The 12056-nt window shown below is 60.2% G+C and carries 8 protein-coding genes; 3 read left to right on the top strand and 5 right to left on the bottom strand.

The window, feature by feature from the left end; all coding sequences use genetic code 11:
* Positions 1-534: 534 nt before the first annotated feature.
* Positions 535-1221: an enterobactin synthase subunit EntD gene (gene entD / locus L466_RS04835; protein ID WP_032681450.1), complete on the bottom strand. Its 687-nt coding sequence runs from the start codon at positions 1219-1221 to the stop codon at positions 535-537.
* A 120-nt stretch (positions 1222-1341) separates the two neighbouring features.
* Positions 1342-3591 carry a TonB-dependent siderophore receptor gene (locus tag L466_RS04840; protein WP_032681449.1) on the bottom strand — a complete coding sequence of 750 codons (2250 nt, stop codon included), beginning with the start codon at positions 3589-3591 and terminating at the stop codon, positions 1342-1344.
* A 251-nt stretch (positions 3592-3842) separates the two neighbouring features.
* Here L466_RS04840 and fes point away from each other — a divergent pair, with 251 nt between their 5' ends.
* From fes to entF, 3 genes are read left to right on the top strand one after another with little or no spacing between them, the layout of a single operon-like run.
* Complete coding sequence (gene fes, locus L466_RS04845; protein ID WP_032681448.1) at positions 3843-5042, top strand: enterochelin esterase; 1200 nt, start codon at positions 3843-3845, stop codon at positions 5040-5042.
* Positions 5043-5052: 10 nt separating this feature from the next.
* Positions 5053-5265, top strand: a complete 213-nt coding sequence (locus L466_RS04850; protein ID WP_014169063.1) for an MbtH family protein — start codon at positions 5053-5055, stop codon at positions 5263-5265.
* Positions 5262-9119, top strand: coding sequence for an enterobactin non-ribosomal peptide synthetase EntF (gene entF / locus L466_RS04855; RefSeq protein WP_032681447.1), 3858 nt, complete (start codon positions 5262-5264; stop codon positions 9117-9119). Before L466_RS04850 ends, entF begins: the two co-directional genes overlap by 4 nt.
* 47 nt (positions 9120-9166) lie before the next feature.
* On the opposite strand, the gene fepC is transcribed toward entF, so the two are convergent.
* Genes fepC through fepD form a run of 3 tightly spaced genes read right to left on the bottom strand, consistent with a single transcriptional unit; the run spans position 9167 to position 11957 of the window.
* A complete protein-coding gene (fepC, locus tag L466_RS04860) occupies positions 9167-9967 on the bottom strand; it encodes an iron-enterobactin ABC transporter ATP-binding protein (RefSeq protein WP_014169065.1) in 801 nt (266 codons plus the stop codon).
* Positions 9964-10953 (bottom strand): iron-enterobactin ABC transporter permease, encoded by a 990-nt coding sequence (fepG, locus tag L466_RS04865; protein WP_025204701.1) that lies wholly within the window; start codon positions 10951-10953, stop codon positions 9964-9966. The genes fepC and fepG overlap by 4 nt, the downstream gene beginning before the upstream one ends.
* Entirely contained in the window at positions 10953-11957 is a 1005-nt protein-coding gene (fepD, locus tag L466_RS04870; RefSeq protein WP_032681446.1) for a Fe(3+)-siderophore ABC transporter permease, read from the bottom strand. The genes fepG and fepD overlap by 1 nt, the downstream gene beginning before the upstream one ends.
* Positions 11958-12056 lie beyond the last annotated feature (99 nt).

Here is a 12056-nt window from a genome sequence, read left to right as displayed (position 1 = left end):
GACTCAGCAGCACTGCTATTTGCCCATTCTTTTTTTATATTTATCTGCCTTATCTGTTTTTATCAGTCTTTCCTTAAGCACAAATGCATTAATTCAAAAAGCGATTTACGATAATACTGCTGGTTTTTATAAGGAGATAAAAATGACGATCCCAGCTTACGTGTGGCTTAAAGGCGATGGCGGTGTTGATATTAACGGTTCTCCTGCGGAGCAATAACGGTGACCCGATGAGGACTTTCACCGGTTTTTTCCTTTTTTGCGTACAAATAGTATTTTGGTTTTTTGTTTGCGGCCTGGTATGGGCAGCCTTTTTTCCTCTGGACAACGTTCAACGTCTGGCAAACGTGTTTAGTATTTACGGCATAGAGGGTGTGCATGATTTTGCTTCGATTCTTGTTCTGTCCGTCTCGGCCATTGGTGCCACTGGGATAACAGTCATTTGCATGAGGTTTTTGTTCAGTAAGAAGTAACACCCAGCCTTATCTGCGCTGCACCTGGGGCAAGGATTGAAAAGACTGCAGTCTGGCGTATTGTTCAACGCCGTGATGATGACTTGCGCGAAGCGGCGGGAAAAGGCGGAAGCAGTGTGATCTGCGTGTTGCCGTCACGCAGCCAAAACAGCGTGAAGGCATCATCTTGCGAAAACCCCGCCAGCGGGCGGGTCAGCGCCAGCGTCAGGGTATTCTCGTCGAGCGCCGTGACGCGGGCACAATCAAAGCCCATCATCGCGTTAACCTGTGAAAACAGCGCCTTAAACAGGCTCTCTTTGGCGCTAAACGTCAGCGTCAGCGCCTGCGCAAATGGCAGGCCGGTGTGGCGCAGCAGCGTGTCCTCTGCGGGGCCAATAATCCCGTCTTTGATCTCCACCGCTTCGTCATCAGCGAGGATAATTTCCCCGTCGATACCCGTTAGCCCGTGCGGCGTTACAACGGCCAGCGCACGACTGGCCGTATGGCTGATGCTGCCCGTCATGCCGTCAGGCCACAGCGGCTCGCCGCTGCTGCCGATAGCCGGTATGGCCGTAGAGCCATATTCCTGCAGGGCGTGGGCGGCGGCGAGGCGTCCGGCCAGGTGTTCAGCTTTACGTTTGGGGGCAGCGTGAGCAAGCGCGTTGTGGTGAGGAAGCCAGAGGAGGTCTGCGTCGGTAAAGGTGGTGGGATCGAAGGTAATTTGGTGGACCGTGGTTCCGGCAAGACGAAATGTGGAGTGGGTGGTGCGCATGTTTTCTCGTCCTGACGTTGAGGAATAGTGCGGCCTGATGCCTTCACCCCGATCCTCTCCTGCCGGGAGAGGGAGACATTCAGCCCCTCTCCCGGCAGGAGAGGGGAGACACAGCCTGCCTTAGAAGTGCGTGTTCACGCTCATAAACCAGGTTCGGCCCGGCTCATTATAGGTGTATGCACCCGCGCCGTACATATACGCACCGGTTGTGGCGTTGCCGGTGGTCTGGGCATTACCCGCGCGCCACTGGCGTTTATCAAAGACGTTATCCACGCCGCCGGTCAGGCTGACGTTTTTGGTCACGTCCCAGGTCGCACTCAGGCCAACGATGCTGTACGGGCTGACTTCGTCTTTCTCAGACCCGGTCACCGGCTGGCCTTTGTAGTTGTACTTCTTCGGCTGCTGCTTGCCGTACCAGGTGAAGGTCGACTGCAGCGACACATCCTGATGTACCTGCCAGCTCAGGGTTGAGTTCAGCGTGTACTCCGGGATGATCGACAGACGGTCGCCGGTCTCCTTGTTCTTACTTTGCAGCATATAGGTGATGTTGTTGGTCCAGTTGATCGTGTCGCTGACCGGCACGTTCAGGGAGCCTTCCAGACCTTCAACCACCGCTTTAGGCACGTTTTCCCACTGGTAAATATCGGTGGTCACTTTACTGGTGGAGGTCTGGCCGACTGGCGCATACCCCGCTTCAATCTTGTTGCGGTAGTCGTTACGGAACCAGGTCACGCCCGCCAGCCAGCCGTCGTGTTTCCACTCCAGACCAATCTCTTTGTTGATGCTGGTTTCGGCTTTCAGGTCGTCATTACCCATCATGTAACAACCCACGCCGTCGGAGCTGGCGTAGCAGCCCTGGCCTTTGCTGTACAACAGATAGTTCGGGTTGGTCTGGTACAGGCTCGGCGCTTTATAGGCGCGGGCGATACCCATCTTCAGCGTAAAGTCGTCACCCAGGCCTTGCGACAGGTTCAGGGACGGGCTCCAGTTGTTACCGACGATCGTATGGTGATCGAAGCGCAGCGCCGGGGTCAGCATGGTGCTGTCCGTCAGCTCCATGTTGTTTTCAGCGAACAGGGAGAAGATCTCCGCCGAGGTATACGGGCTACGATCGTTGCTGAGCCCCGGAATGGTCCCGCCCTGCTGGGTTTGCGAGAAGGAGGTCGAGTCCTTCATGCGCTGCTGGTTCCACTCGGTGCCCAGCGTCAGGTTCTGGTTGACGAGAAAATCAATCGGCAGGTTGATTTCGCTGTGCAGCATCACATCAGCCAGGTCGGTGTCGGTGAATTTATTGCTGTTGAATAATCCTTCCGTACCGCCTGCCAGGCCTTCGCCGAGACGCGAATTGCGGGTGTGCTCGTACTGCGCCCAGTTGCTGGTGGTGATGCCATTATCCCAGCCGCCGTTCCAGGTCACCGCAAAGTTCTGGCGATAGATACGGTTAGTCTCTTTACCGTAGTTTTTCTTCACCAGACCGCTGGAGCTGTTGTCGTTGTTGGTGTTCTGGGTATCACCCGCGTAGAGGTTGTTCTGGCGGCTGTAACCCGCTTCAAACTCCAGGGACTGCATGGGCGCGAAGTCCCAGCGGACCACGCCGTTAATGTCTTTGTTCTCGACCCCTTCACGGCCTGCAGGCAGGGTGTCGGCATAGGTACCGGTACGATCGGACTGGTGACCCTGGTTGATGTCCCACGCATCGGCCTGGGTTTTGTCCAGGTTACCAAACATGCGGAAGCTGAAGTCGCCGCTCAGCGGGCCGCTCAGGCTGAAGTTGGTGCGCTTAGTGGAACCCTCATCCTTATGTTCTGGAGCATTCAGGTAGGTGTTCCAGGAGCCATGCCATTGGTTGTCGAATTTTTTGGTGATGATGTTCACCACGCCGCCTGCCGCACCGTTACCGTAGCGAGCTGCGGCCGGGCCGCGAATGACCTCAATGCGTTCAATCATCTCTGGCGGTACCCAGCCGGTGTCACCGCGGGTATCTCGCTCGCCGCGCCAGCCCAGACGGATGGAGTTGCGGCTGGTGACCGGCTTGCCGTCGATCAGGATCAGGGTGTTTTCCGGACCCATACCACGAATATCAATCTGACGGTTATTGCCGCGCTGTCCGCTGGTGGAGTTCCCGGTCAGGTTAACGCCAGGCATGGTGCGGATGATTTCGGCCACGTCACGTGCGGGCGGGTTTTTACGGATTTCATCGGCGGTGATGGTCGATACCCCTGGTGCCTGCAGGTTCTGCTCTGCGGCGGTGATCACCATGGTGTCTTCGTGCTGCGCGTTGGCGGTGTTGTCGTCTGCCAGCGCTGGCATCGCAACGCCGTAAATCCCTAAGTTGACCAGCAAGGCCAGGGAGTGAATCTTCTTATTCATTGTACGTCCTGCTTTTCGCGCCGCATCCCCGGGCTCCATTCCCGAAAGGGAGAGGAGGCGGCATGGTGTCACCCGCAGTTTGCGTAAGCAGCCCCGTCCTCGAGCGCACACAACGCGTGGCATGGTTGTTTTATGAGCGCGCTTCCCACAGCGCGGCCACTACTCTATTGCAAATGCAAATAGTTATCAATAATATTATCAATAAAATTTGTCCTGAAACAAAAAAGACTGATAAACATGAGGTTATACGGGTGACGGGGTTAAAAACGGGAAGTGAAGCCTGGTGGCAGTCGAAAAACGGACCCGAATGGACCCGCGAGAAGGGGCACTATCGTGTCACTTTCTGGTGGCGTGATCCGGCAGGAACGCAAAAGACCTCGCCGCTAAAACGCGTCTGGCTCTACATCACCGGCGTGACCGATCACCATCAAAATGCCCGTCCGCAATCCCTTGAGCGCATTCCTGATACTGACGTCTGGCAGTGGCAGGGCGCGTTCACCCCGCAATGGCGCGGCAGCTACTGTTTTATCCCCTCAGTGAACGAAGATGATTTTGCCGACGCGGTCTTCCACGGCGAGCAACCCGAACGTTTGGCGCTGCGTGAAGGCTGGCGAAAGTTGCTCCCCGCGGCGATGGCCGATCCGTTAAATCCGCAAAGCTGGCGTGGCGGACGCGGGCATCCCGTCTCGGCGCTCGAAATGCCCGAGGCCCCGGTTCAGCCCGGCTGGAACACGCCCGCAACGCCCGGCAACGCGCCCGTCTGCTTTGAATGGGAAAGCGTGCGTCTGAATAACCGCCGCCGGGTGTGGGTTTTCACCACCGGTGAAGACAGCCCGGAGCGGCCGCTTGCCGTACTGCTCGACGGTCAGTTCTGGGCCGAAAGCATGCCCGTGTGGTCTCCGCTAACCGCGCTGACAAACGCGGGCAAACTGCCGCCTGCCGTCTACGTCTTAATCGATGTGATCGACATGGCGCATCGCAATCACGAGTTACCCTGCAACCCGGATTTCTGGCAGGCGGTGCAGGAGGAACTTCTCCCGCGGGTGAACAGCCGCACTCCGTTCAGCGACCGCGCCGACCGAACGGTAGTCGCGGGTCAAAGCTTTGGCGGCCTCTCTTCACTTTATGCCGGGCTTAACTGGCCCGAGCGCTTTGGCTGCGTATTAAGCCAGTCCGGCTCCTACTGGTGGCCGCACCGTGGCGGTCAGCAGGACGGGTTGCTCATCGAACAACTTAAAGCGGGCGACCTCACCGCGCGCGGGCTGCGTATCGTTCTTGAGGCCGGACGCAATGAGCCGCTCATCTTCCGCGCGAATCAGGCGATCTACGCCGAACTGCACCCGCAGCAACCGGTTATCTGGCGTCAGGTTGACGGCGGACACGACGCGCTTTGCTGGCGCGGTGGGCTGACGCAGGGGCTGATGACCCTCTGGCAGCCGCTTATTCACTAACGGAGTCTGTATGGAATTCAGCAACCCTTTCGATAATCCGCAGGGTCAGTTTGCGATTTTGCGTAACGACCAGGGACAGTACAGTCTGTGGCCGCAGCAGTGCCAGCTGCCGGCGGGCTGGCGCGTGGTCTGTGAAGCGCAGTCTCAGGAAGCCTGTCAGCAGTGGCTCGCCGACCACTGGCAAACCCTGCAACCGTCTTATTTTGCGGGAGAGAAAGCATGAACCGTCTTCCCCTTGTCGCCGCCCAGCCGGGTATCTGGATGGCGGAGCAGCTTTCCTCCCTGCCAAACGCCTGGAGCGTGGCGCACTACACCGAGCTGAAGGGCAATATTGACGCACCGCTGCTGGCAAAAGCCATTGTTGAAGGAATGCGGCAGGCCGACACCCTGCGCATGCGTTTTGTGCAAGAGAATGGCGAGGTGTGGCAGTGGGTGGATGATGCTATGTCACTGCCTGAACCGTCCGTGGTTTGCGCCGAATCCCATGACGCGGCGATGGCCTGGATGGCAGCGGATTTAAACCAGAACCTGCGTGTGGACAGCGGTCAGCCGCTGGCGTTCCATCAGCTGATTCAGGTAGGCGAAGGGCACTGGTACTGGTATCAGCGATATCATCATCTGGTGGTGGATGGCTTCAGTTTCCCGGCGATTACCCGCCAGATCGCCGCCATTTATCACGCATGGCAAAACGGCGAGCCCACGCCCGCGTCGCCGTTTACCCCTTTCGCCGAGGTGGTGGAGGAGTACCAGCGCTATCGCGACAGCGAAGCGTATCAGCGCGACGGGGCGTTCTGGGCGGAGCAGCGTAAGCAGCTTCCTTCCCCGGTCTCGCTGTCGTCGGCACCGCTGCCGGGCCGTGCGGCGACCACCGATATTCTGCGTCTGAAGGTGACGGCTGACCGCCGCGCCTTTACCCGGCTTGCTCAGGCGGCGGGGCCGGTTCAGCGTACCGATCTGGCGCTTGCGCTGGTGGCGCTGTGGATCGGGCGTCTGACCGGACGGCTGGACTACGCCGCCGGGTTTATCTTTATGCGCCGAATGGGATCGGCGGCCTTAACGGCAACCGGTCCGGTGCTGAACGTGCTGCCGCTGGCGGTGAACATTGCCCCGCACGAAAGCCTGCCTGCGCTGGCGCATCGTCTGGCAAATCAGCTGAAAAAAATGCGTCGCCATCAGCGTTATGACGCCGAGCAGATCGTGCGTGACAGCGGACGTGCCGCGGGCGATGACGCGCTGTTTGGCCCGGTACTGAACGTCAAGGTGTTTGATTATCAGCTGGATATGGATGGCGTGGACGCCATCACCCATACGCTGGCCACTGGCCCGGTCAATGACCTTGAACTGGCGCTGTTCCCGGACGAGCAGGGCGGCCTGAGTATTGAAATCCTTGCCAATAAGCAGCGCTACGATGAAGCGACGCTAACGCGCCACGTTGCACGCCTGAACGCCATGCTGATGCAGTTTGCTGCCAACCCGGATTTGCGCTGCGGCGAAGCAGAAACCGTTTCAGAGCAGGAATACCAGCAGCTGGCGCGTATCAATGATACCGGGCTGGCGCTACCGTCAACCACGCTGGCTCAGCTGGTGGCAGACCAGGCGGATAAAACGCCGGATGCCCCCGCGCTTGCTGATGCGCACATCGAACTGAATTACCGCCAGATGCGCGAGCAGGTGGTGGCTCTTGCGACATTACTGCGGGAACGCGGCGTTAAGCCTGGCGACAGCGTGGCGGTAGCCCTGCCGCGCTCGGTGTTTCTTACCCTGGCGCTGCACGGCATCGTGGAGGCGGGCGCCGCGTGGTTGCCGCTGGATACCGGTTACCCGGACGATCGTCTGCGCATGATGCTGGAGGACGCGAAACCGTCCCTGCTGATCGCCTCTGACGATCAGCTTTCGCGCTTTAGCGATCTGCCGGTCCCTGTATTTAGTTACAACACACTATTACCTCCTGCGGGCAGTGAACCGCTGCGGCTGGCAAAGCCGGCGCACACGGCGTACATCATCTTTACCTCAGGCTCAACGGGGCGGCCAAAAGGCGTGATGGTAGGGCATACCGCCATCGTTAACCGCCTGATGTGGATGCAGGATCACTATCCGCTGGACGCGCATGACGTGGTGGCGCAAAAGACGCCGTGCAGTTTTGACGTCTCGGTCTGGGAGTTCTGGTGGCCCTTTATCGCCGGCGCGAAGCTGGTGATGGCCGAGCCGGACGCGCACCGCGATCCGCAGGCGATGCAGAACTTCTTCGCGCATTATGGCGTGACCACGACACACTTTGTGCCGTCGATGCTGGCGGCGTTCGTTGCCTCGCTGACGCCGGAAAATGCCGACTGCTGTCAGACACTGAAGCAGGTGTTCTGCAGCGGGGAAGCGCTGCCGACAGAACTGTGTCGGGAGTGGGAGCACCTTACTCATGTCCCGTTGCATAACCTTTATGGTCCAACAGAAGCGGCGGTGGACGTGAGCTGGTATCCGGCGTCGGGTCCGGAACTGGCGGCGGTGGCGGGCAACAGCGTGCCGATTGGCTTCCCGGTGTGGAATACGGGGCTGCGCATCCTGGATGCGATGATGCGTCCGGTGCCGTTCGGCGTGGCCGGTGACCTCTATCTTACCGGGATCCAGCTTGCGCAGGGGTATCTCGGTCGTCCGGACCTGACCGCCAGCCGCTTCATTGCCGATCCCTTTGCACCTGGCGAGCGGATGTACCGCACCGGTGACGTGGCGCGCTGGCTGGATAACGGCGCGGTGGAATATCTGGGCCGCAGTGACGATCAGCTGAAAATTCGTGGTCAGCGTATCGAACTTGGCGAAATCGATCGTGCGATGCTTTCGCTGCCTGACGTGGCGCAGGCTGTAGCGCACGCGTGCGTGTTTAATCAGGCGGCGGCAACCGGGGGCGATGCCCGACAGCTGGTAGGGTATGTCGTCTCCGGGTCCGGCTTGCCGCTGGACCGCGATGCGCTGCTGCACTCGCTTAAAGCTCAATTGCCGCCCCATATGGTGCCGGTGGTGCTGCTGCAAATCAGCGCGCTGCCGCTCTCTGCCAACGGAAAGCTTGACCGCAAGGCGCTTCCGTTGCCGGAATTGACCCGCAAGACGGCCGGGCGGGCGCCAGAAACAGACGCTGAAGTGGCCGTCGCGCAGGCATTTTCTGCCCTGCTCGGCTGTGAGGTGAACGACATCGATGCCGATTTCTTCGCCCTCGGCGGTCATTCCCTGCTGGCGATGCGCCTGGCCGCGCAGCTCAGCCGTACGTTTGCCCGCAGGGTCACGCCGGGGCAGATTATGGTGGCCTCGACGGTCAGCATGCTCAGCGCGCTGCTGGATTCATCGATGAATGACGAACAGGCACAGCGTCTGGGCTACGAGACCCTTCTGCCGCTGCGTGAAAGCAACGGTCCGACGCTGTTCTGCTTCCATCCGGCATCCGGTTTTGCCTGGCAGTTTAGCGTGCTGGCGCGCTATCTCAGCCCGCGCTGGTCAATCACCGGCATTCAGTCGCCGCGTCCGGAAGGGCCGATGCAGCAGTGCGCTACGCTGGACGAGGTGATCGAACAGCATCTGCAGACGCTGCGCGCGCAACAGCCGCAGGGGCCGTATTATCTGTTCGGCTACTCGCTTGGCGGCACGCTGGCGCAGGGCATTGCGGCCCGTCTGCGCGAGCAGGGGGATGCGGTGGCGTTTCTCGGCTTGCTGGATACCTGGCCGCCGGAAACCCAGAACTGGGCAGAGAAAGAGGCCAATGGTCTCGATCCGGACGTACTGGCAGAAATCGAACGCGAGCGTCAGGCGTTTATCGCCGCGCAGCAGGGGCAAGGCTCTGGCGAGCTCTTTAACGCCATCGAAGGGAATTACGCCGATGCCGTCCGCCTGCTGACAACGGCGCACAGTTCACGGTTCGACGGTAAAGCGACGTTGTTTGTTGCCGGGCGCACGCAAACGCTGGATCCGCAGCAGGCCTGGGCGCCGTGGGTGGGGGAACTGGAGGTTTACAGCCAGGATTGCGCCCACGTGGATATCATTTCACCGCAGGCGTTTGAGACAATAGGACCGGTGCTGAAGGCGATATTGGGGTAGCGGTTTCCCCTCACTCTCACCCTCTCTTCCAGGAGAGGGTGAGGGCATCAGACTGCACGCTTGCCCAACGGCACCACCAGCGGCGTACCGGCCACGGGATCGTCGATAATCATGCAGCGCATGCCGTAGATCTGCGCGATCAGATCCGGCGTCACAATCTCTTTTGGCGCACCCTGCGCCACAATTTCGCCGTCGCGCAGCGCAATCAAATGCGTGGCATAGCGGCATGCCTGATTTAAATCGTGCAGTACGGCCGCCAGCGTATAGCCCTGCGTGCGGTTCAGCTCGCTCAACAACTCCAGCAGATCGATCTGATGGCTGATATCCAGCCACGTGGTAGGCTCGTCCAGCAGCATGATGGCGGTTTCCTGTGCCAGCACCATCGCAATCCACGCCCGCTGGCGCTGCCCGCCGGAGAGCGTATCCACGCTTTGCCGGGCAAGATCGGTAATGCCCGTCGCCTGCATTGCCCGCTTCACCGCCTCATCATCCTCTTTACGCCAGCGAGTAAACAGCGGCTGATGCGGATAGCGCCCGCGCGAGACCAGTTCCTGCACCGTGATATCCCCGGGCGTGGTGGCGTTTTGCGCCAGCAGGCCGATACGGCGCGCCACCTCTTTGCTGGCAAAGCGCTGGATCTGCTCGCCGTCGAGATACACGCAGCCCTCAACCGGCGTCATCAGGCGGCTGAGGGTGCGCAGCAGGGTCGATTTACCGCAGCCGTTCGGGCCGATAATCGCCGTAAAATGGCCGTCCGGGATAGCCACCGTCAGGTCACGGGCAATGATTTTTTTGCCATAGCCGAGGGTTAAGTGTTCGCCGCGCAAGCGGGTTGTGCTGTTTGTCATTTCTTGCGTGACTCCTGAACTAACAAGACGATGAGGTAAATCCCGCCGAGGCTGACGGTCACGACGCCTACCGGAAGTTGATAAGGCATAAATAACCGCTGGGCGCAGAGGTCGGCGGCCAGCAGTAACGCTGCGCCACACAGCGCCGCCTGGGTTAATCCCCAGCGCGCCGTGCCGCTGATGCGCCGGGCAATATGCGGTGCAACCAGCGCGATAAACGAGATCGGCCCGGCGATGGCGGTGGCGGCAGCGGTCAGTAACACCGCCACCAGCATCAGCATCAGGCGCGAGCGCTCAACGCCCACGCCCAGCGCGCAGGCGCTGTCATCACCCATCTCCAGCAGGCGCATCCGGCGTACCAGCAACACCGCGCCAATAAACATCACCAGGATCAGCGGGGCAGCGGGCCAGGTTTTGCCCCACGTCAGGCCATTGAGCGAACCGGCATACCACAGCCCGGCAGAGAGCGCGGTGTCGAGCGAAGCCTGCAGCAATAGCCAGGTGTTGAAAGCCATTAACATGGCGCGAATGCCGATACCGATAATGATCAGGCGGAAGGTGTCGATACCGTTGCGCCAGGCCAGCGCCCAGATAATGAGCGCGGTGACTATCCCGCCGGTCATCGCGGTGAACGTGATGGCCGTCAGGTGCTGACCAAACAGCACCATCGCCACCAGCACGCCGCTCCAGGCGCCGGTGTTCAGCCCCATCACGTCCGGGCTGCCAAGCGGGTTGCGCATCAACGACTGAAAAATGGCACCGCTGACGCCGAGCGCCGCGCCCACCAGAATCGCCATCGCCACGCGCGGCAGTCGCCACTCGGTGACCACCAGGGTGACATTGCGCGGCGCACTGCCAAGCAGCGCGTTAAAAACCTGCGCGAAATCGAGCGTGACCGCGCCGCTGCGCAGGCTCCAGACCGCCAGCATCAGAATGACGACGGCCAGCAACGACACGCTGGTGACTAAACGTCGGGACGGGGCCATCATGCGCCACCTCCGCGTTTACGTCGCACGAGGAAGATCAGCACTGGTGCACCGATAAATGCGCTTACCACCGAGACGCGCAGTTCACCAGGCACCAGCAGGCGACCCACAACATCCGCGAACAGCAGCAGGGCAGGGGTAGCAAGCAGTGTGACCGGCAGCGACCAGCGGTGATCGGCACCCACCAGCCAGCGTGCCATGTGGGGCATCATCAGGCCGATAAAAGCAATGGGGCCGACAACTGCAGTTGCGCTGCCGCACAGTACGGTGATCGCGATAAGACCCGTTAGCTGCGTGCGCGCCACGCGGTTGCCGAGCGCGGTTGCGGTGTCGCTCCCGAGGCTCAGGCTGTTGAGCGCACGGCTTAAACACAGCGCGACGGCGGCGGCGATGAAGACCGGGATCACCACCACTTTTAAGGTTTCCAGGGTGCGGATATCCAGCGAACCGGCCTGCCAGAAGCGCAGCTGGTCGTAAACATCCGGGTTAAGCAGGGCGATGCCGTTGGATAACCCTTCCAGCACGGCGGCGAGCGCCACGCCCGCCAGCGTCAGGCGTACCGGACTCAGCTGTCCGCCACCCTGGCTACCGGTAAACGCCACCACCAGCGACGCCGCCAGCGCGCCGCAGAAGGCCATCACCAGTTGTTCAGACGGAGAGGTAAAACCGAAGAGCGCCGCGCCAAGCACAATCGCAAAGCTGGCACCGCTGTTTACCCCAAGAATGCCGGGGTCGGCCAGCGGGTTACGGGTGAGCGTTTGCATTAAGGCACCGGCAAGACCCAGCGCACCCCCGGCCAGCAGTCCGGCAAGGGTACGGGGAAGGCGGGCATCGAGCACGATGGTGCAGTCGGCGCTCTGACAGCTGCCAGTGAACGCATCGACAATAACGGACGCGGGCAGCGGCTTCGCGCCGACCAGCAAACTGAGTGCAATCGCAAGGATTAACAGTAGCAATAACACGGGCACGGCAACGGCGCGCACCGCGGAAGAGGAAAACGACATAGCAACATCCATGATTTGATAATGATAGTGATTATCGTTATCTATCTTATTTGGCTATGTTAGCATGTGCGCCAATGGAATTGGTAGAAATACACTCAA

The organism is Enterobacter sp. BIDMC 30 (assembly GCF_000534355.1).
Taxonomy (GTDB): domain Bacteria; phylum Pseudomonadota; class Gammaproteobacteria; order Enterobacterales; family Enterobacteriaceae; genus Enterobacter; species Enterobacter ludwigii.
Note: the sequence above shows the minus strand (reverse complement) of the source record. Positions and strands in the feature narration are given on the sequence as shown.

Coding starts and splice junctions, on each gene's coding strand:
- L466_RS04850 (WP_014169063.1), top strand. CDS start 5,053: ATGGAATTCAGCAACCCTTTCGATAATCCGCAGGGTCAGTTTGCGATT.
- fepC (WP_014169065.1), bottom strand. CDS start 9,967: ATGACAAACAGCACAACCCGCTTGCGCGGCGAACACTTAACCCTCGGC.
- fepD (WP_032681446.1), bottom strand. CDS start 11,957: ATGTCGTTTTCCTCTTCCGCGGTGCGCGCCGTTGCCGTGCCCGTGTTA.
- entF (WP_032681447.1), top strand. CDS start 5,262: ATGAACCGTCTTCCCCTTGTCGCCGCCCAGCCGGGTATCTGGATGGCG.
- L466_RS04840 (WP_032681449.1), bottom strand. CDS start 3,591: ATGAATAAGAAGATTCACTCCCTGGCCTTGCTGGTCAACTTAGGGATT.
- fepG (WP_025204701.1), bottom strand. CDS start 10,953: ATGGCCCCGTCCCGACGTTTAGTCACCAGCGTGTCGTTGCTGGCCGTC.
- entD (WP_032681450.1), bottom strand. CDS start 1,221: ATGCGCACCACCCACTCCACATTTCGTCTTGCCGGAACCACGGTCCAC.